Origin of the sequence: Shewanella sp. NFH-SH190041, assembly GCF_024363255.1 — a bacterium.
Taxonomy (GTDB): domain Bacteria; phylum Pseudomonadota; class Gammaproteobacteria; order Enterobacterales; family Shewanellaceae; genus Shewanella.
Map to the genome: position 1 here is coordinate 2,124,173 of NZ_AP026070.1, position 20,654 is coordinate 2,144,826.

Annotated in this window: 14 protein-coding genes and 1 pseudogene; 9 read left to right on the forward strand and 6 right to left on the reverse strand. The window is 49.4% G+C overall.

Annotated features, from left to right (window positions below; genetic code table 11):
* Position 1 precedes the first annotated feature (1 nt).
* Genes NFHSH190041_RS09355 through NFHSH190041_RS09365 form a run of 3 tightly spaced genes read left to right on the forward strand, consistent with a single transcriptional unit; the run spans position 2 to position 3,577 of the window.
* Entirely contained in the window at positions 2–970 is a 969-nt protein-coding gene (locus NFHSH190041_RS09355) for a DUF4868 domain-containing protein (protein ID WP_261924954.1), read from the forward strand.
* Positions 967–2,661 (forward strand): ATP-binding protein, encoded by a 1,695-nt coding sequence (locus tag NFHSH190041_RS09360; RefSeq protein WP_261924955.1) that lies wholly within the window; start codon positions 967–969, stop codon positions 2,659–2,661. The genes NFHSH190041_RS09355 and NFHSH190041_RS09360 overlap by 4 nt, the downstream gene beginning before the upstream one ends.
* Positions 2,651–3,577 carry an HNH endonuclease gene (locus tag NFHSH190041_RS09365; RefSeq protein WP_261924956.1) on the forward strand — a complete coding sequence of 309 codons (927 nt, stop codon included), beginning with the start codon at positions 2,651–2,653 and terminating at the stop codon, positions 3,575–3,577. Before NFHSH190041_RS09360 ends, NFHSH190041_RS09365 begins: the two co-directional genes overlap by 11 nt.
* Before the next feature lie 83 nt (positions 3,578–3,660).
* On the opposite strand, the pseudogene NFHSH190041_RS09370 reads toward NFHSH190041_RS09365, so the two are convergent.
* The 6 genes and pseudogenes from NFHSH190041_RS09370 to NFHSH190041_RS09395 all read right to left on the reverse strand — a co-directional run.
* A pseudogene (locus NFHSH190041_RS09370) lies at positions 3,661–4,038 on the reverse strand (integrase core domain-containing protein); the annotation flags it as partial.
* Positions 4,039–4,323: 285 nt separating this feature from the next.
* Entirely contained in the window at positions 4,324–5,244 is a 921-nt protein-coding gene (locus NFHSH190041_RS09375) for a manganese-dependent inorganic pyrophosphatase (protein WP_261924957.1), read from the reverse strand.
* A 165-nt stretch (positions 5,245–5,409) separates the two neighbouring features.
* A complete protein-coding gene (locus NFHSH190041_RS09380; protein WP_261924958.1) occupies positions 5,410–7,083 on the reverse strand; it encodes an arylsulfatase in 1,674 nt (557 codons plus the stop codon).
* A gap of 357 nt (positions 7,084–7,440) precedes the next feature.
* Positions 7,441–8,400, reverse strand: a complete 960-nt coding sequence (locus NFHSH190041_RS09385; protein ID WP_261924959.1) for an enoyl-CoA hydratase-related protein — start codon at positions 8,398–8,400, stop codon at positions 7,441–7,443.
* A 292-nt stretch (positions 8,401–8,692) separates the two neighbouring features.
* Complete coding sequence (locus NFHSH190041_RS09390; protein WP_261924960.1) at positions 8,693–10,585, reverse strand: GMC family oxidoreductase; 1,893 nt, start codon at positions 10,583–10,585, stop codon at positions 8,693–8,695.
* A gap of 171 nt (positions 10,586–10,756) precedes the next feature.
* Entirely contained in the window at positions 10,757–11,407 is a 651-nt protein-coding gene (locus NFHSH190041_RS09395) for a hypothetical protein (protein ID WP_261924961.1), read from the reverse strand.
* A gap of 814 nt (positions 11,408–12,221) precedes the next feature.
* Between NFHSH190041_RS09395 and NFHSH190041_RS09400 the strand changes: the two genes are divergently transcribed.
* From NFHSH190041_RS09400 to NFHSH190041_RS09425, 6 genes are all read left to right on the forward strand, one after another.
* Positions 12,222–13,424, forward strand: coding sequence for an acetyl-CoA C-acetyltransferase (locus NFHSH190041_RS09400; RefSeq protein WP_261924962.1), 1,203 nt, complete (start codon positions 12,222–12,224; stop codon positions 13,422–13,424).
* A gap of 28 nt (positions 13,425–13,452) precedes the next feature.
* The gene (locus NFHSH190041_RS09405; protein WP_261924963.1) at positions 13,453–15,672 is read left to right on the forward strand and encodes a 3-hydroxyacyl-CoA dehydrogenase NAD-binding domain-containing protein; all 2,220 of its coding nucleotides are present in this window, start codon (positions 13,453–13,455) and stop codon (positions 15,670–15,672) included.
* On the forward strand, positions 15,669–16,760 hold the full coding sequence (locus NFHSH190041_RS09410) for an NAD(P)H-dependent flavin oxidoreductase (protein WP_261924964.1): 1,092 nt from the start codon (positions 15,669–15,671) through the stop codon (positions 16,758–16,760). Before NFHSH190041_RS09405 ends, NFHSH190041_RS09410 begins: the two co-directional genes overlap by 4 nt.
* 126 nt (positions 16,761–16,886) lie before the next feature.
* A complete protein-coding gene (locus tag NFHSH190041_RS09415; RefSeq protein ID WP_261924965.1) occupies positions 16,887–18,074 on the forward strand; it encodes a CaiB/BaiF CoA transferase family protein in 1,188 nt (395 codons plus the stop codon).
* An 11-nt stretch (positions 18,075–18,085) separates the two neighbouring features.
* Positions 18,086–19,300 carry an acyl-CoA dehydrogenase family protein gene (locus NFHSH190041_RS09420; RefSeq protein WP_261924966.1) on the forward strand — a complete coding sequence of 405 codons (1,215 nt, stop codon included), beginning with the start codon at positions 18,086–18,088 and terminating at the stop codon, positions 19,298–19,300.
* Positions 19,301–19,363: 63 nt separating this feature from the next.
* Positions 19,364–20,620 carry an acyl-CoA dehydrogenase family protein gene (locus tag NFHSH190041_RS09425; protein ID WP_261924967.1) on the forward strand — a complete coding sequence of 419 codons (1,257 nt, stop codon included), beginning with the start codon at positions 19,364–19,366 and terminating at the stop codon, positions 20,618–20,620.
* Positions 20,621–20,654: the final 34 nt, after the last annotated feature.

The window sequence follows — 20,654 nt, forward strand, 5'->3', positions numbered from 1 at the left end:
CATGCAAGATAAATTACAGTTACTTGAACAATTAAAAGCATTAAATTTTAATGAATTAACATGTCGTTTGTGGGTTATCAAGAAGAATACCCGTAATGCTCAAAATAGTTATAGGGCTTTATTTGCTGCTATTGATGGTTTAGACGCCGACTTAAAGAACACTCTTAAGGCTTTCTTTTGCGGAAATCAAAGTGCAGCCATAGAGCCAATTAATGTGTTAAATGAGTATCAGGCATTAACCGCGGCTATAGATGAAGATCGAGCTTTAGTCGATGATAAAAATAATACAGATTTAGCAACGATTATTGAAAAAATTGAAGATGGTGCTGACAACGATCCAATTGTAGACATAAAGCAGTTTAATAATGCTTGGGCTTTAGTTTTTGAGTTTACACAGCTGGATAGTAAAATTTATGCGTTTTCTAAAGTTAAAGGCGGCTGGAATTTAAGATCTGCTCGGACTGCAAAAAACTGGATATTTAAGGAAGGGCAGTTCAAAAAGGTAGAAGTGGATAATATATTTTCATTTAGAAATGCGATTGATTTTGTAGCCTATGGTAATGATGTATTTATCCGAGATAAGGCTAATTATGAGCTTGGCTTGAATATACGAGAAGGATTAGAGGCCAAGCGTGACCTTCTGGCTGATGCTTTTGCTGAGCATGGCATTGTGGCAAGTGTGAATGACCTAAAAGTCGCTATCGGTACTAATAAAACCCTACTCCGTCGTTTAGTCGCTATTGAACAAACCCGTTACTTCGAAGATCAAGAGTTCATCGAAGATATGAAAAAAATCATTGATGATCATGAGTTCAACTTACCTTCAAATGAAAATGGTCAGTTTGTTATTGATGAAAACAACATCGATTTATTCTTGAAACTAGTTAATGATAAGCGTTTTATATCGTTAATTAAAAAGCAAATGGTTGATGCAGATGTTGTCGAAGTTGTAGAGCAACCCGCTATATGAAAATAAAATATACGCCCAATCGAAGTTGGAGATTAAATCCTCCGGAGTTAGTAGGAGAGGATAGTTACCTCTCGCTCAGCGGTAACAATTGGGATGACTTTGGTACACAGTCAACATTGAATAGTACCCTTGTTATTGCAGGAGCTGTACAGCCTGTCGATTTCAGTTTAAAGCTCCTAATTACGGATTGTGATTATACGGCTAATAAATTAGATGAATTATGTGCTGCAGGCTGGAATGGTGAATTTCCTATACCGGACGTAGATTATGTCTCTGTGCCAACAGATGTTGATTTATATAAGGTTTTGCATTCAAAGCTTGATGAACAAGTAGCCCTAAAAGTACTGTTAAATTTAAGAGATGCTGGATACTTGGTAAATGTTATTGGGGATACTGAAGCTAAGGTTCTAGTTAAAACTTCAGAATTTTCTAACTCATTACTTCGAGACAGTGGAAGCAGCAAGTCATACCAAGATGGTTGGCGTTTGTTTGTTGGTGAAGAAAGTCAGATACGCGACTTTAAGTTAAATATTCTAACACCAGAGTGGGAGTCAAAATCAATCCCCTTTAGATTCGAATCAGGTCTCCTTCCTTACGATGTTAACGTTCTAATCGGTCCTAATGGTATTGGGAAGTCTTATTGCTTAAAAGCTCTGGTTGAATACTGGTTGAAAACAGGAATGGGCGATAAAAAAACGCTTGATGGCCTAGAGCATGAGCCATTTGACGTGAGGCCAAATATTAACCGTTTGATTTTGGTTTCATATAGCCCATTTGAAGAGTTTAGCTTGGGTCTAACTGCTGAAGATGAGGTGGCTGATAGAAGTTCGTATCGATATTTTGGTTTTAGACAGAAACGTGAAGATGACACCATACGTATTAATCGTAATTTACCAAAGTTTGAGGCAAGTCACTCACTGATTGATGCTATTTTTGAAGACGAAAAGTATAAAGGTGAAAGTTGGTGGGTTAACAAGTTTGAAGCCGTAGAGTCAGCATTAAAAGTAGCGCTGGATTTTGACCATTTGGCGATTAAAGTGGATTTGAGTAAAGCTGGTGGGATTTTGGATAGCTTTCCCAGTATTATCAATGGCGAAGATTATTTAGAGTTAAATGGATTGGTTGGTGCTAAATATGAAAAGGAAGTATTTAAGAGTATATGCAATTTTACTGATGGCATTCAGTTTATTAAAGATAACAAAGTAAAAGGGCTTAGTTCAGGGCAGCAACTATTTAGTTATATTGTAATCAACGTGGTTGGGGCGATTAGGGAGCATAGCCTCATAGTGATAGATGAACCTGAGTTGTTTCTACATCCAACACTTGAGATAGAGTTTATTTCTTTACTTAAGGTAATCTTAAAACCATTTAAATCAAAAGCTATCTTGGCCACACATTCGCTGGCAGTTGTTCGAGAAGTACCCTCTAAGTGTATTCATATATTTCGCCATGAAGGCAATGGACTCGAAATCGTCCCTCCTCCTTTTGAAACTTTTGGTGGCAGTGTCCAAAGGATTTCGTCCTATGTTTTCGGGGATAAATCCGTTTCAAAACCATTTGATGATTGGCTAGAGGAGAAGATGCAAGAAGCTCCTGATGCGGAGCAGCTAATCAGAGAACTTGGTGATGAAATTAACGAAGAATTAATCATGAAAATTCTGAGTTTAGGGAGAAAGTATAGTGGTAGCTAAGCTTAACCTTCCTGTTAATGATTCTGTTCAAGTGATTCGTAATATTTTTGCGGAGCGAGAGCATTACAAAGAGTTTTACGAGGCTTTACTGCCAGATTTAGAGGAGAAGATCCTTACATATATTGAACTTGGTGCAGATCCTAGTCGGATGACACCTTTTGACTTGTCTCCTTATATAACCCGACAGAGGATAGCATCTGAGGCTTTGCTAGTGGTTAAGCCTAATGATCACCCAGATCCATTAATGAGGCTCATAGGTAAGCGAAAAAAGTCGTTAATTGGTCTGTATTCACCTGAAAAAGATAAGCAGCCTTACAATATTCTTGAAGATATGAGAAGAAAGCACGGGCTACTGTTTTGTCCTAGCTGTGGTGAACCGGGTAAACCGGGAACTCTGGATCATTATTTCCCTAAAGATGCTTACCCAGAGTTAGCCGCTGTTTTAACTAATCTTACGCCTATGTGTAGTGAGTGCCAAGGTAGAAAAGGAACTGACTTTCAAGACGAACATGGAAACAAAATATTTATTCACCCTTACTTTGATCCTGTTGACCAAGTATTGATTTCATTGGAGATTTGTGAGCCTTATTCTAGTCCGTCTGCATTTAATATTTCCGTTCCAGATGATATAGAACAATCGCTAAGGATTTTAGTTTGCACTCATATAGACGGTGTGGACTTTATCGAGCGGTTTGAAGAATTCTGTCGTTCACAGTATATGACTTTATTAAGCAATTTTTCTGATGAGAGGCTTGATCCTGATCCAGATACTGCAAGTCGAATAATAAGAAGGTTTTTGAGAAATACAGAAGGCCAATCAGTCAATCGGTGGGAGGCTATTTTTTATCGTGGTGTATTAAACAACCCTGATCTACTATATTATTTGGATAATGGCGAGTTGCCACAGTTTTTATAAACTTAAGTGATTTAGGAGAACGAGTTGCAAATCGAGCTATGGGAAGATAATCCTCCCTTTTTAGCTGCTGTTAAAAGTAGAAGTTAAGCAGCCATCAATGGTGGCCTGCCATTGTTTGCTTTATGTGGTCGTTCATGATTGGAAAAACAAAGCCATTGAGCAGCATAGTCTTGTACTTCCTCGATTTAGGCAAACAGATGTTTGCTAACCCAGCTGTATCGAATTGTTTTGTTGTGTCGCTCGATATAAGCCTTCTGATAAGGGGTGCCAGGTTGAATATATTCAATCTGGATCTCATGTCGCTTGACCCAACTTACAAACTCACTGCTATTGAATGCTTTGGTCGCTGCACAAGAGTTGATTTAGTGTTCTAGTCACTCTTAATGTTGGTTATAACAATCCCGCTTCAATCGTCAAACCCCACGATGATAGTCATCAATAACGTTGAATAAACAGTAGCTTATGAGATCAAAAACAACCCATAGGAAAGTAATTAACAATGGATAATTCTGCATGTTTTTGCGAGCACCTGTATCTCCAATGCCACCAACTTGATTTGCTCACCCAGAACTGTTTGAAATTCATAAATACACCGAATAAAGCGACGTTCTATGACGGCCTGAGCGCATTTTCAGCCTTGTGGTTCTGTGCCAAATGGGCAAAAAAATACCGGCCATAAGACCGGTATTTATATTTCTCAACCGCAGGAGAAATTAACCTCCCCTGCGATAAGAAAGGCTTATTGATTAAGCGAAAGCTTCTTGCAGTTGCGGAACAACCTGCTTTTTGCGGCTCAGTACACCATCTAGCCATACACGGCCATTTTCAGATGCTTTGCCATATGCACGATGGGTCAGATCATCAGCATCAGAGACCACCAGCACTTCAGAGCCTTCCTTCATAATGTCGGTCAGCAACAGCAGTACAGAGTGACGGTTACCTTCTGCTTTCAGCGCAGCGATATCTGCTTCCAGCTCATGTTTGATGGCATCAAACACAGCCAAGTCAACCACTTCCAGCTGACCGATACCTACCAGGTTGCCGTTCATATTGAAGTCTTTAAAGTCACGCATCACCAGTTCACGCACTGGAGTACCGTCAACAGCTGATTTCACCTTGAACATTTCCATGCCCAGCGCTTTGAAATCTTCCACACCAGCAATTGCAGCCAGCGCTTCAACACAACGGATATCAGCAGTGGTGCAGGTTGGTGACTTGAAGATCACTGTGTCAGACAGAATCGCACACATCATGATGCCAGCGATTTGCTGAGGAATTTCTACACCGTAGAAATCGTACATCATCTTGATTACTGTGTTAGAACAGCCCACTGGACGGATCCAGCACTCCAGCGGCGTTGCAGTAGTCAGGTCACCCAGTTTGTGGTGATCAACAATACCCACAATAGTGGCTTGGGCAATATCGTCTGGCGCTTGAGTCACTTCAGAGTGGTCAACAATATAAACCTGCTCGCCAGCATAGCTGGTCTTGTACTCAGGAGCTTCAACACCAAAGGTGTCCAGAATAAATTGAGTCTCAGGAGAAATATCGCCCAGACGAGTAGCTACAGCGGCTTCGCCGATCTGGTTTTTCAGATAAGCCAGCGCAATGGCACCACAGATAGAATCGGAATCAGGGATCTTGTGTCCCACAACATAGATAGGCATAGTTCAATCTCACATTAAATTTGGCGGCATTTTAGCAAAATCCTGCAACAAAAACAGCGCCTCAGGACTGCTGTACGGCGCCGTTGTCGTTAAAATGCCCACTTACATTAGCAGCATACAGGATTTACTCCCGCCAATGAAAGCCACCAAAGGCAACAAGTGACATTAAGGTTTGTTTTTGTCCACCAGCTCCAGTCCGCCGCGCAGTGAGCCTCCCTTTTGCCGTGGCGGGAATTGGTGCAAGGTCGTCACATGCGCTGTAATTAAATCCCGCAACACTCCCCCGATCCAAGCCTTACGCAATGCCAGCTGCTCAGCATAGCGTCCATCGTTACGCTCAAAGGGGTCCATCTTCAGATTAAACAGCAGCGCACTTTGGCGGAAATAGTCAAAAAAGCCTTCCCGTACTTTTGAATGCACCTTCCATTGCTTCCAGCGCACGGCGGTCAGCTGGCTTTCATTGTAATAAATAAAGTGCTCCCGACTTGAGTCCGCTTCCCCGCGCCAATGGGCCAGATTATCAACCCCATCAATATGCACCTTATCCCGCTCCCGCAGCTGCTGAGCAACATTTTTAATGCCCGCGGCAGAAGCCAAAGTAGTAAAGAGATCCAAGTGACTTTGTATACCGTTTGATTTACTCCCCGCGGCAATGGCATTAGGCCAGCGCACCATCATAGGTACACGTACCCCACCCTCCCAGGTTGTCGCCTTTTCGCCCCGAAATGGGCTGGCTCCGGCATCGGGATAAACAAACAGTTGCGGCCCATTATCAGAGGTAAAGATCACTATGGTGTTATCGGCAATATTCAGATCTTCCAGTTTATCCAATAGCATACCGACATGTTCATCCAGCTCTAGTACGCCAGCACCGGCAATATCTTCTTCTGACGACACCTCTGCAATCCGAGCGATATATTGTGGCAAGGAACGGGTATAAACATGAATACGGGTAGGGTTATGCCAAATAAAAAATGGCTTGCCTTGCTCATGGGCTTCATCAATAAACGCCAGGGATCTATCAACAAATTCTCGATCAATGGTTTCCATGCGTTTTCGGGTCAACGGCCCTGTGTCGCGGATATAGCCGCCCGGCTCCGCCTTGGCATCAATCACCCCACGGGGACGATAGTTTTGCAGTAATTCATGGGGATAATCTCGCTGCTCCGGCTCCTCTTCCGCATTCAAGTGATAGAGATTACCAAAGAAAATATCAAAGCCGTGGTTAGTGGGCAGATGATGGTCCCGATCGCCCAAATGATTTTTCCCTACCTGAGCCGTTTTGTAGCCTAATGGCTTAAGTAGTTCTGCTAGCGTGGGATCTTTTTCATTAATACCCAGTGGCGAGCCCGGTAGCCCCACCGTAGTCAACCCGGTGCGAATCGGCATCTGCCCTGTGATAAATGAGGCTCGCCCAGCGGTACAGGTCGGCTCGGCATAGTGATCGGTAAACATCATGCCTTCATTGGCAATCCGGTCAAGATTGGGAGTCTGGGTCATTAGACCATGACTGTAAGCACTGATATTGGTATGCCCCACATCATCGGCCATAATCACCAAAATATTGGGTAAATCCGTGCTTTTATTGCTATCGAGCAGATGCTCTGCGCTGGCAATAGGCACACTCGCAAGCAGCGCCAATATCCCGGTAAACTGTCTCACCCGCTTGCTACGCGTCTTTTCAACCAAACCACTAACCAATAAGGAACGGCGCTGACGACCATGATAAATCTGCGCCGTTTGCCCGCAATGATTCCGCAGTTGCTGCAGATAACGCTTAACGCCTTTGTTAGGCACCAACTTGTCAGCTAACTCCTGCCAGTGTTGTCTTGCTATCATCTGCAGCCCTCTCCCTTATGCTGTGATTATCGTGCTTGTATGTTATTGCTCGAATATCGTTATCGAGCTTTTATTATCTATATCGCTACCTAATAAATAATTATTTCCGCGTTTACTACTTTTGCCGTGCGCTCGACACTGTTAATGAGATGCCTTATCGCTATGCTGTTTTGCGGTCTTAGCATCCAGACTCGTGCATACCCCATACATGATTCATACAGAGTCTCTGGCAGCAAAATCCTTATCAAAAAAATTCAAAACAAAAACACAAAATAAATCTATAGCATTGTTATTAAATAATTATTTTATTGATTAACCGTTTAAAAATTCAAATCATCTAAACTCACTAAACACCCATTAGCGTCCCTGCCAGCAAGGTGAGCGTTTCTGGGCAAAAGCGGTAATTCCCTCAAGTATGTCGTGACTGTTGCGCATCACTTCCAGCTCGGTATAACCGCCCTGCTCCTGAGCTAAAATCGCCTCTGGCAACGGATGATTCAGCCCTTGCTGCACACAGGCCTTAGTTGCCTGTAATGCCAGCGGTGCGGCGCGCAGCAGTTTACCAATCCATTGTTGTACGGCATTATCCAGCTCTGCAGCCGGCACAACCTGATTGATCAAGCCCCATTCCAGTGCCTGCGGCGCACTTAAGGTGTCACAGGCCAGTAGTAACTGCATCGCCCGTTTCATGCCCAATTGACGCGGTAATCTGTGCATCCCGCCGGCATAGGCCACAACGCCGATATGTGGCTCAGGTAAGCCGAAACTGGCATGTTCTGCGGCAATAACCAAATCCGCCGCCAAGGCAATTTCAAATCCCCCGCCCATAGCCAGCCCATTAACCGCGGCAATCACAGGTTTATTGAGGTTAAATCGGGAAGTCAGTCCGGCGTAACCGGTTTCTGGCACGCGATACGCCTCTCCCCCCGCGGCAGCTTCATTCATGGCACGAATATCACCACCGGCGGAAAATGCCCGTTCACCAGTACCGCGGATCACCGCCAGCCACAGCGCCTCTTCTGTTGCGAAAAAATCCATTACGGCTGCCAGAAACCCATTTGTTTGACTGTCGATGGCATTCATCCGCTCCGGTCGATTAATGGTGATATGTAGCGCCCGCCCTTGAATACTGCACAATACCGGACTATCCGGCAGCTCAGAGGCGCTCAAACCATAGGGATAAAATATCTCCTGCAGTGCAGATGGAATTGCCACCGCAGCGAGTTCGAATTCCTGTGGTTGATTGAGCGAGGGGCTGTTTGCAGCTTGATCACCAGAAACGACATCTGCATTCATGTTTTGAGTCTTGTTCTGCATCCTTGTCTCCCACTGGCGCTAACCTGATATTGGTCTAATCAAAATTGATTTGTTTGCCCTGCCATAATGAGGCTTATCCCACCCTATCTAGCCTGACGCGGCCTGGGTACTTTTTTGCATGAATGGCCAGCTATTCACCTTAGTGATTACAGCGGCGCTGTGATGGCATAAGTCGTATAACAAATGATGCCAAGCACCTAAGCTCAGCTAATTCAGGGATAAAAGTGACAAAACGACGGCAGTAAGTCGGTTACCGCGCCAAGACAAAGAGTTGAGCGCTAAGTTGAAATAGCTAACTGGTTTTTGCCAACACGCCTGCATCAATCTCATCAGTTGCTGTCTCATTGCCATCGGTATGAGGATAATGACGAGAGTGCTTGCCCGAGTTAACAGCAAATGATTGATTGTCTGGCTTTAATTTCAGTCTCCCTAGCAGCAAATCCGCCGCACGCTCAGCAATCATCATTGCTGGCGCATTGGTATTGCCTGAGGTGATCTGCGGCATGACGGATACATCCGCCACCCGCAGGCCGCGCACCCCAATCACTTTCAGCTCACAGTCCACCACTGCATCATCCCCCTGCCCCATGCGGCAAGTGCCCACCGGGTGATGTACTGTCGTGCCATGAGCCGCGGCATAATCAGCTAACGCCTGATGACTAGCATACTGGCCCCCGGGAAGTACTTCATAATCAATAAGCCCGGCCAATGCCGGCTGCGCCGCAACTTGCCGTGCCAGTTGCATCGCGGCTACCGTGTCATCAATATCTTTTTTATCACCCAGATAATTGAAGAAAAACTCAGGCTCAGACACAGGATTATTATCCTTAAGTCTCACCCGCCCTTCAGCCCTTGGGCGCAAAACACAGGGGGCAAGTGTCAAACCGGGAAAAGGATGGGGCTTTTTACTGACGGTATCGCCGGTCACCGGCAAGCAATGAAACTGCACCTGAGGCCGGCGCTCTGCAGCTATGGTGCTATTGCCACCAGCTTTATCGTTATTAACTCGATCAGTGCTGGCCCCATTGTCATCCGTCTGCTCAGGTAGAGGGACAAAAGCGCCCACTTCAGCCCCCGGTAGTGTCAACGCCCCACGGCGGGTAAACAGGTATTGTAGCAACTCACGCACAGCACCAAACCCACCTAAGCGACTGTTTAAACTGGGCACATAGGATTTAAGTCGCCACATCATCGGCACGATATAATGATCTTTAAGGTGTAATCCCACATGTACGCGACAAGCGACAGGAGCTATTCCCAAGCGAGATAATTCAGCCGCGGGGCCTATCCCTGAGCGCATCAGTATCCCCGGGCTATCCAGTGCACCAGCGCATAATATCACCTCCTGTGATACCTCCACCCGACAGGGCTGACCATCTTTGCGATAATGCACCGCAATGGCTCGCCCGGCAATAAACTCCACTCGGTCGGCAATCGCCGCAGTGATCACAGTAAGATTGGGGCGGGACAACACAGGTTGCAAAAAGGCGCGAAAACTGGAGCAGCGCTCCCCTTGCTGCATGGTGGTATGAAAATATCCGGCGCCAATTTGGTTCGGGCCGTTAAAGTCCGGGTTATAAGGAAAGCCCTGTTGGGTAAAGGCGCGGATCATGGCATCACTGACCGGATGCTTTTCCACCAATTCCTGCACCGGTAAGGGGCCAGTATCGCCATGATAATCTGGCGATAAACTACTGCAGTCCTGACGCTGTTGAGAGCGCATAAAATAGGGTTTGACCTCCTGCCAGCTCCAGCCACTCGCCCCAGCGGCCGCCCAGTCGTCATAATCCTGATGTTGCCCTCGCACATACAGCATGCCATTAATGGCAGAGCAGCCCCCAAGCATCCTTCCCCTGGGAACAGTATGCTGCCGACCATCATTATGTGGCTCTGCCGAAGTCTGATACAGGGCAGAATACCGACTATCCCGGGTGATCTGCCCCCACCCGGCAGGCATCTTGGTAAGAAAATCCTCTTTCTTATTACCAGCTTCCAACAGCAATACTTGTTTATTTTGCTGCGCACTCAAACGGTTAGCCAGTACGCACCCGGCTGAACCGCCGCCAATAATAATAAAGTCATATTGCATCAGACTGCTCTCCTTTTCCGAGTAGCGCCGCAGCACCACTGGCTCTGACAGGGTGGTAAACAGAAATGCGGTAAACAGGATGGCTCCTGTCCCCATCTCCTTAACGACTGCTTCGTTATCTTATGCTTGTTTTATGCAAACTTGCTCAACACTCTTGTAATGGGTAAATAGCGTGCCAATCCCCCGTTACCCCATCAGCTAATTAACCGGTTTATCTGTGCTCTTGGCAGCGCTATTCCCTGATATTTTTATAACTACATTAACCAGTTAAACATTTTGAACCGAATCAGTTTTCATCTTAGGGTCTGACGCTAGCCGACTTGTATGGCCTAAGCGCCGAAAAGCAATGGCTTGCAACGTCCAATAGCCCATCATGCAACTCACCATGCCCCCAAGCACCGCAGCAAACAGCGCCTTAATGAGAATAAAATGAGCCGTCTCTAACCCCGTAGTGCCGGTTAACAACAAGATCCACAGCACGAGTAACGCCAATAAGATCCCAATGACGCTGCCACATAGGCCGATACGCAGCGCCAGTAACATTCGCCGAATACGATTGAATCCCGCGCTACGGTTGTCAGCTCCAGACGTAGACTTTGACTGGGATTGGGATGTTGACTGAGATAACGAAGAAATCCCGCTAATCACCCGGCCATAACCTGTGGCTAATTGATGTAAGGGAAACTTATCAAAACCGCCCTGCCGCGCCCGGGACAATAGCAATGGCGTGGTGATCAGTGCAGTAAGCAGGGGCAGCAGCAAGGCCGTGGCCAGGGTGTCAACAGCAATACTGCTACTGCCCCAAAAAGGAATAAAATCTTGCTGCCGGGTCAACCACCAGGCCGCAGCGGCATTAATGACAAAATTAAACACCGCGGGGATCAGCATTTGTTCCAACAGTAAAAATCGTTTTAGCATGGTGTTTCTCCACAATCCACACCCGATAAGCCTTACAGTGCCTGTAGCTTGCATTCGCGTCATGTGTAAGCGTCCTACGCCTAAACATCAACACAGTAAGGCATGGTTATTCACCAGAGCTATCGCCTGCCCCTATGGCTAGCGCCTCGCTCAAGTAAAATAGTGCTAAGGGTATGGTCCATTATCCGTTTGCGGCTTTCGGGGAGCACATCCGCCATGCGATCTCGCAAGAAAACCCGTTATGGGTAAAGGAGTATGTTGCCCGCTTTTCCCCTCTCACATCGTCTAAAGCAAGTAAACCAAACTGTGGAGACGAAAACACAAACACACCTGAAAGCAGACGTTAACGAGAAGCCTAGCGCTAGAAGCCAAGGATAATAAAATGGCCAGTTCCCCCGAATTAGTTAACTGACATGCCAGCTAGGCGCTAACTTTTACCATTCACCATTTTCCACCAGCCAGTTACGCTCACAGCCACACCGCCTAAGAAAAATCCCCGCCAGTACCACCGAACAATCAATGGAAAATCACCACTGTGAATACAGGGCAATAGAAATAATAAAGTTCAACCTGTATCGCGACAGATTTAGCTTGTCACTCATAACAGTAACAACAGTAACTTAGCGCTATTCGCTGCTCGTTCGGCACGCTAGGTAGACCAAGCGTAAAGATACCAAGAATGAATACAGCAAGAGCACATACATCAGCCTTGTCACAAGCCCACAACGCTTGAGCGCCAAGAGCAGAGCACCAATAACAGTAAGTAATCGCAAGTAGCAGTACATACAACGCAAAGCATGGAAAGGATCGCCCTATGACACACGCCTATCTCTACCAACACCTGCGCACCCCAAGAGGGAAAGGCCGCGCAGACGGTGCACTACATGAAATCACCCCCGTGCAATTAGCCGGTCAGGTGTTGTCTGCATTGAGCCAAAACATCACAGCAGATCTGATTGAAGATGTGCTGCTTGGCTGCGTAATGCCGGTGGGTGAACAAGGCGGCAACATAGGGCGCATCGCGGCGCTGAATGCCGGGCTGCCGCAACAGGTACCGGGCATGCAACTTAACCGCTACTGTGGCTCAGGGCTGGAAGCCATTAATCTGGCGGCCGCCAAAGTCGCATCTGGCTTTAATGAATTAGTGATTGCAGGTGGTGTAGAGAGTATGTCCCGTATCCCCATGGGCGCTGATGGGGGCGCTTGGGCCACCGACCCCAGTGTTGCGGCCAATACCGGCTTTGTGATGCAGGGAATAAGCGCCGATCTGCTGGCCAGTCTTAACGGACTGAACCGCCGCGACTGTGATGACTATGCGCTGGCCAGTCAACGGCGGGCGCACCATGCCTGGCAGCAGGGCTACTTTGACCAAGCGGTATTGCCCATCACCGATCTGCTGGGACAAACATTACTGACTCAAGATGAAATTTTACGCCCACAAACTACAGCTGAGGATTTAGCCGCCTTGCAACCTGCCTTTGCCAAATTGGGTAAGCAACTGGGGTTTGATGCCATCGCACAGCAGAAATACCCCCAACTTGCGCAAATTAATCATGTCCACCATGCCGGAAACTCATCCGGTGTGGTCGATGGTGCCGCCGCCGTGCTGGTCGGGTCAGCGCAAATGGCCGACCGGCTTGGGCAGCAACCTCAGGGACGCATTCTCAGCACCGCCACCATAGGCTGTGAGCCGACCTTAATGCTAGCGGGCACCGCAGATGCCGCCAACATGGCCTTACAAAAAGCCGGGATGACCGCCGCCGATATTCAGCTCTGGGAGGTTAACGAAGCCTTTGCCGCCGTGGTCTTAGCTTTTATGCAGCAAATGGATATCGACCACAGTGATATCAATGTCAATGGCGGCGCAATTGCGATGGGGCACCCCCTCGGAGCCACAGGCGCCATGTTAGTTGGCACAGTGCTAGCTGAAATGGCTCGCCGGGATCAATCTCTGGCCATGGTTTGCTTATGTGAAGCGGCAGGGATGGCCAGTGCCACCATTATTGAACGCCTGTAATGGCGCCCCTTTCGAACAGGATTTCATTATGATTGATTATTTTACCCTTAGCCTGGATGACAGCGGCATCGCAACCCTGACCATAGATCAGCCTGATTCCCAGGTGAATGTGATGGATCAGCATTTTATCGACAGTCTGGAGCATCACCTGCTGCGTATTTTTGCCGATGATGCCATTCGCGCGGTGATCCTCACTTCAGCTAAAAGCAGTTTTATTGCCGGGGCGGATCTCAATACCTTAGAAAAGACCCTCAATGAACCGGTCGATGCAACAACCTTGTATCAAAAATGTCTGGCATTTTCCATGTTGTTGCGGCGCATCGAAACCTGCGGCAAACCCTTTGTTGCCGCGCTTAATGGCCCGGCACTGGGCGGGGGATTTGAACTGGCACTGGCTTGTCACGGTCGCATTGCCGCTGATACGCCCGTGCTGAAAGTCGGGTTGCCGGAAGTCGGTGTGGGCCTGTTACCGGGCGCAGGCGGTACTCAGCGTTATCTTCGTATGCTCGGTGTGCAAGCTGCGCTGCCGTTATTACTGCAAGGCAAGCAATTAACCGCCACATCAGCACTCAAGCAAGGGCTGGTTGATAAGGTTTGTCCGCCAGAGCAATTATTGTCTCACGCCAGAGCTTGGCTGAATGATAACCCGCAAGCACTGCAGCCCTGGGATATGCCCGGTTTTACCATCCCGGGGGGACAAGACCCATCCGCCCCAGCATTAGCACAATTATTTATGGCTACCAGCGCCAATCTCAGTGCCACCACATTTGGCAATATGCCCGCCCCATTTGCCATCACATCCTGCCTCTATGAAGGGATGCAACTGCCGATAGATAAAGCACTCGCCGTTGAGTGTAAGCAATTTGTCCGGCTTAATATTGATCCCGTCGCGGGCAATATGGTGCGCACAGGTTTTATCAATAAAACCCGCGCTGACAGCCTGATGCACCGTCCTAAACACATTGCCGTTACCCAACATACCGATATTGCCGTATTGGGCGCGGGGCTGATGGGTGCAGGGATTGCACTGTGCGCCGCCCAAGCGGGGATCCGGGTGCGCTTGTTGGACTGCGATCTCACTAAAGCGCAAAAGGGCAAAGCATACAGTGAAAAGAAACTAGCTAAATTGTGTGAAAAAGGTCGGCTCTCCCCCACCGAGATGGACACCATTTTGGCGCGGATTGAGCCCAGTGAGCAGTGGGAGTCTCTGGCAGAGGTCACTCTGGCAGTAGAAGCGGTTTTTGAAGATCGGGAGGTAAAAGCCCAGGTTTATGCCCGCGCCGAGGCCCATCTGCCCGCAACTGCAGTTCTGGCTAGCAACACTTCCGCACTGCCCATCACAGGTTTGGCTGAAACCCTCTCCTGCCCGCAACGTATGATTGGCCTGCACTTTTTCTCTCCGGTGGAACGTATGCCACTGGTTGAAGTGATCAAGGCACAGCAAACCGATGATGCCACACTGGCAAACGCGTTAGATCTCGTCGCGCAACTGACTAAAACCCCCATATTGGTCAATGACAGCCGGGGCTTTTTTACCAGTCGGTTTTTCGGTGCCTTCCTGAATGAAGGTGTCACCATGGTACAAGAAGGCATCAACCCCGCACTGATTGAAAATGCTGCCCGTCATTTTGGCTATCCGGTGGGGCCACTCTCCATTTCCGATGAGGTAGGTCTGGATCTGGCCAGCCACGGCGCCGATCAGGCCAAAGCGGATCTGGGGGATGAATTTACCCCGGGCTCTTCTGTCAGTGTGATCCAAACACTGGTTAAACAGCATGGTCGCTTTGGCCGTAAAAATGCGATGGGCTTTTACCAGTATCAGGCCGATGGCAGTAAATCCCTTTGGGCTGGCCTTAACGATATCTGGCCTCAGTTGCCAGCCAGTGAGCAGCCCGATCAGCGCAGCGTGCAAACCCGCATGCTCTATGCCCAATTGGCCGATGCTGCGCGGGCGATGGCTGCGGGGGTATTAGCCTCAGTGGCTGACGGTGATATCGGTGCCTGTTTCGGGGTAGGTTTCCCGTTTTATCTCGGCGGCCCCTTTGCCACCATGGATACTATCGGGCTTGAACAGGTGATCACTACCTGTGATGCCTTAGCAGCGCAGCATTGTGCCCAGCGCTTTGCCTTGCCTGCAATGTTGCGGCAAATGGCGGCAAATGGGCAGCAATTTTATGGCAACAATGCCATTACCTTCCCCATGCCCAAGCATGCCAATGCAGATTCTGACACAAGTGCTAAGTCATGAGTCATGCTCAGCCAAGCAACCCAGCGGATAACACGCCTTCTTTGCTGGCACACAGGCCAAATCTGGCGCTTCCGGTGATTGGTGCGCCCATGTTTTTGGCCAGTAATATCGACTTGGTACTGGCTCAATGCTGCGCTGGCATTATCGGTTGCTTTCCTGCGCTTAATGCACGACCTCAAGCGAGCTTAGGGCAATGGATTGATACTCTAAGGCAAGGTATCGCCGAGCATAACCTAAGGGTAAAACGGGGAGATAGCCAAACTCTGGCCGCGCCATTTGGGGTCAATCTTATCCTACATCCCAGCAATGACCGGCAAAGTGCCGATCTGGCCACCCTGTGTGATAAGCAGGTTCCGCTGGTGATCACCTCTGTTGGCCGACCGGCTCAAGTCGTTGCGGCGGTACACAACTACGGCGGCGAGGTTTGGCATGATGTCACAACCGTAAGACACGCTCGGCGGGCTATTGATGATGGTGTAGATGGCCTGATATTAGTCTGCGCCGGAGCCGGCGGGCATGGCGGCAACTTATCGCCTTTTGCCTTTATCGCCGAAGTACGCCGCTTCTGGTCTGGCCCCATCGCCCTGGCGGGTGCCATCAGTACCGGCGAAGCCATTGCAGCCGCCACACTGTTAGGGGCAGATTTTGCTTATATGGGCAGTCGCTTTCTTGCCACGGCAGAATCCGGCGCTGTTGATGCGCACAAACAGATGATGGTGGCCGATGGCAGCGATCTTATCTGTAATACCGCCCAATTTTCTGGCATGCCGGCCAATTATCTTGCTCGCTCTGCCCGCCCCTATCTTAAACAACCCAGTGTTGAACAATCCAGTGTTGAACAATCCAGACTTGAACAACCGCAAGCCACGCACACACAGGCGGATTCAGTAAACAACGCAAAAGACACCCTGTTTCAGAATCTAGATACCAAACTGTCTGCCAAGCAAGGGCAAAACCCTAAGGCGTGGAAGGATATCTGGTCAGCTGGCCAAGGTATTGGCGCAATCGACCAAGTACTGCCAGTCAGTGCCTTAGTCGAGCAGCTAAAACAGCAATATCACCAAGCGTTATCGCGCCATCACAGGTAAGCGCCAGCGCTGCCGCGGTTTATTAAACCGGCATTAGATGGCAGCAAGCAATAGATGGCAAGCACTAAATGGCACGACAGCCAAAAGTGGTAGCAGGATGACAAAAAGAAGTAAAAAGGAACAAGCATGAGCCAAAACCGTAAACCCCTTGATGGCATTCGGGTCATCGATTTTACCCAGTTACTGCCCGGACCACTGTGTAGCCAATACCTTGCTGATATGGGTGCGGAAGTGATTAAGATTGAGCCCCCCGGTCGAGGCGACCCTGTAAGAGGTGGGCCAGATAATTACGCCATGCTGTTTATGATGATTAACCGCAACAAACGCTCATTTGCGGTGGATTTGCGCAGTGATACCGGCCAAGCACAGATCCGAGAATTACTGAAAAGCGCCGATGTGTTGATTGAAGGTTTTCGCCCCGGGGTAATGGCGAAATTTGGGTTAGACTACCAACAGCTAAGCAAGCTGAATCCCGCATTAGTCTATTGCTCTATCACCGGATATGGCCAAGCAGGGCCACTGGCACAACAGGCGGGACATGATATTAACTATCAAGCACTTGCTGGGGTGCTAGAACAAAACGGCCATGCCGATGCGGCGCCTGCCACAGGCAACCTGCCCATTGCAGATCTAGCAGGCGGCACACTTTCTGCGGCCACCGGCATTTTGGCAGCGCTATTTGATGCCAGTCGCAGTGGTCAAGGCCGCCATGTGGATATCGCCATGAGTGACTGCCTTATGGCATTAAATGTAATGGCGACCACCTCTTATCAGCAGCAAAACAATACCCCGGTGCCACGTGGATGTGATTACCTTTCCGGCGCACTGGCCTGTTATCAGGTGTACCAAACCGCAGATGAGCGCTATCTGGCAGTGGGCGCCATTGAACAAAAATTTTGGCAAGCCTTTTGTGAGGCGATCAAACGCCCGGACTTACAGGCCAAAGGCCACCTACCCGGTGATGCCGGGCGCGCGGTTATCGCTGATGTTGCCGCCGTCATCGCCGCCAACCCCATGTCCTACTGGCAACCAATTTTCGCCCAAATTGATGCCTGCACCACGCCGGTGCTGAATGTCGCGCAAGCCATTGACCACCCCCATGCAAACGCCAGAGCGCTGAGCCAAACGGCTCAGCACCCCAGTGGGCAAACCTATCGCTATTATCCCTGCCCGATCCGCATGACAGATTTCACCCCGACACTCACCCAGCATGCCCCGGCACTGGGACAGGATAATGACAGCATTTTACAGGGACTGAATCAGTCACGCAGCGCCACTGACACGGGCAACAGCATCCGTAGTGAATCGCAGTAAGGGAGCCTGAGATGAATTTTGACTTTACCGCCGAGCAATATGAACTGAAACAATCACTGCGCCGCTTTATGCAGCAGCAATCCCCCCTTACAGTGGCAAGACAGGTATTAGAGCAACAATCCAGCCACAGTAGCGAGCTCTGGCAAGGGCTGACTGAGCTTGGCGTCACCGGCATTATGCTGCCATCCTCCGCCGGGGGGTATGGACTGGGCGCGGCTGAATTGTGTATTGCAGCAGAGGAAGCGGGCAGACAACTGGCCCCTGCGCCACTGTTCTCCACCTGTTATTTAGCCACACAGGCATTATTGCTGGGCAGCGATGCCCAGCAACAGCAACATTGGCTGGGAAAAATCAATGCTGGCAGTATCGCCACCCTCGCCGCGCCGCTGGACTGCACGCTGGATCATCATCCAACACAATGTGAAGATGCGCTCACAAACTTGCCGGTCTTTGACGGCCACAGTCTCAGTGGCACTTGTTCACTGGTCACTGATGCTGCTGCGGCGGAGTTTGTCTTGGTTCTGGCCCAAAAAGCACAGGGGCTGCACGACAGTCAGGGCAATAGCCAAAACGATAAGCAACCACTGATTTGGCTGCTGGTGCCCAATATTGCGGCTAATCACGTCAGTATCAGCACACAAGAGACCCTCAATCCGGTTAAGCCCTGTGGCCAGTTAACCTTTAATGCCAGCCATGCCGAGCCCCTCAATGGCAGTTTGGCGCAAGCCCCGCTGACATTACTGCAAAGATTACGCTACCGGGCGGCGATATTAACCGCCTTTGAGCAGCTTGGCAGTGCCGATGCCGTGACCGAGATGGCCGTAGAGTATGCCAAAACCCGCCGCACCTTTGGCCGGGCCATTGGCTCTTACCAAGGGATCAAACACAAGCTCACCGATATGTATACCCTGAACCAAATGGCGCGCGTGCACTGTTATTTTGGTGCGTGGGCGCTGGAGCTTGATAGCCGCAGCGGTGAGCAAAGTGCAGCGGAACTGGCCATTGCTGCAGCCAGTGCCAGGGTTGCCACTACTCGGGCACTGAATTTTGCCGCGCAAGAGGCCATTCAAGTGCATGGCGGCATGGGGTACACCTGGGAGCTCGATTGCCAACTGTTTTACCGCACCGCCCGTCATCAAGCACTGATCTTAGGCACAGAAGATGACTGGTCGGCCATCATTGCTGATCAGCTTGAATTGCAGATGGCACCAACCAGCGCCGCCTAATGATGGCCTCAGTAAAAGATCACAGGCATAAGTGCCTGACGATAAAAGACAAGGATTAAGTATATGGACTTTAATGATTCAGCGGCAGAAGCAGCATTTCGCCACCAGTGTCGGCAATGGCTGACAGAAAATGCCACCACCAAACAGCGCCCGGATGATGTATTCGGCAGTGATCTCAGCCAAACAGCACTTCTCAGCCAAGCGCGGGCTTGGCAACGCAAAAAAGCCGCGGCAGGATTTGGTGCCATCACCTGGCCAACAGCATTTGGTGGTATGGGCGGCACACCGGTACAAGAGGTGATTTACCGCCAAGAAGAAGCCGCCTTTAACGTGCCCACAGGTATTTTTAATGTCAGCCTTGGCATGGTGATCCCCTCACTGTTTGTCCACGGCAGTGAAGCCATTATTCGCCAACATGTTGAGCCCGCCTTGCACGGCGATAGCCTCTGGTGCCAGTTACTGTCGGAGCCGGGTGCGGGCTCTGATCTGGGCATGGTACGAACCCGGGCAGAAAGAGTCACCGACGGGCGGGATGGCTGGCTGCTCAATGGTCAGAAGGTCTGGACGACCCTAGCCCAGTTTGCTGATTACGGCTTGGTACTGGCGCGAACCGATCCCCAACAAGGTAAATTTGCGGGGATGACCAGCTTTTATATTGATATGCGCAGCCCGGGCGTCCAGGTGCGCCCTATCCGGCAAGCCAATGGTGAGGCGGAATTTAATGAGGTGTTTTTCAATAATGTCTTTATTCCCGACAGCCAACGTATCGGCGCAGAAGGTGGCGGCTGGAAAGTCACGCTCACCGGGTTGATGAATGAACGCCTCAGTATTGGCGGGGTGATGCCACCCAAGCTTTGGCAAAGCGCCGCAGATTTGATGCTACGCAGTCCCGGTAAACATGGTCATCACACAGCCATGCAGGACAGTCGCAACCGACAAAAATTAAGCGATCTTTACCTTAATGCTCAAGGGCTGTGGTTATTGCAATGCCGCGGGCTCACAGCCCTAGGCCAAGGCAAAGAGCCGGGCGCTGAGTTATCGATTGCCAAAATTGTCGCGGCCCGCACCCTACAAGACTTTGCCTACTTTGCCATGGATTTACAGGGCGCGCGGGGACTGCTGGATGCCAAAGCACAAGCACCGGGCTGGGAACTGGTGCAACGCTTATGGTTCGGCAGCGCGGGGATGCGAATCGCTGGCGGCACAGATGAGATCGTGAAAAATAATGTCGGCGAGCGGATTTTAGGGCTGCCACCTGAGCCCAGAACCGATAAAGGAAAAAGCTTCCGTGAGTTATTGGATGAGGGGCACAGCAGCTAGGTTAGCCGCTTGCCAATCATCATTCATATATCAG

Coding starts and splice junctions, on each gene's coding strand:
- NFHSH190041_RS09355 (WP_261924954.1), top strand. CDS start 2: ATGCAAGATAAATTACAGTTACTTGAACAATTAAAAGCATTAAATTTT.
- NFHSH190041_RS09360 (WP_261924955.1), top strand. CDS start 967: ATGAAAATAAAATATACGCCCAATCGAAGTTGGAGATTAAATCCTCCG.
- NFHSH190041_RS09375 (WP_261924957.1), bottom strand. CDS start 5,244: ATGCCTATCTATGTTGTGGGACACAAGATCCCTGATTCCGATTCTATC.
- NFHSH190041_RS09380 (WP_261924958.1), bottom strand. CDS start 7,083: ATGATAGCAAGACAACACTGGCAGGAGTTAGCTGACAAGTTGGTGCCT.
- NFHSH190041_RS09385 (WP_261924959.1), bottom strand. CDS start 8,400: ATGCAGAACAAGACTCAAAACATGAATGCAGATGTCGTTTCTGGTGAT.
- NFHSH190041_RS09390 (WP_261924960.1), bottom strand. CDS start 10,585: ATGGGGACAGGAGCCATCCTGTTTACCGCATTTCTGTTTACCACCCTG.
- NFHSH190041_RS09395 (WP_261924961.1), bottom strand. CDS start 11,407: ATGCTAAAACGATTTTTACTGTTGGAACAAATGCTGATCCCCGCGGTG.
- NFHSH190041_RS09400 (WP_261924962.1), top strand. CDS start 12,222: ATGACACACGCCTATCTCTACCAACACCTGCGCACCCCAAGAGGGAAA.
- NFHSH190041_RS09405 (WP_261924963.1), top strand. CDS start 13,453: ATGATTGATTATTTTACCCTTAGCCTGGATGACAGCGGCATCGCAACC.
- NFHSH190041_RS09410 (WP_261924964.1), top strand. CDS start 15,669: ATGAGTCATGCTCAGCCAAGCAACCCAGCGGATAACACGCCTTCTTTG.
- NFHSH190041_RS09415 (WP_261924965.1), top strand. CDS start 16,887: ATGAGCCAAAACCGTAAACCCCTTGATGGCATTCGGGTCATCGATTTT.
- NFHSH190041_RS09420 (WP_261924966.1), top strand. CDS start 18,086: ATGAATTTTGACTTTACCGCCGAGCAATATGAACTGAAACAATCACTG.
- NFHSH190041_RS09425 (WP_261924967.1), top strand. CDS start 19,364: ATGGACTTTAATGATTCAGCGGCAGAAGCAGCATTTCGCCACCAGTGT.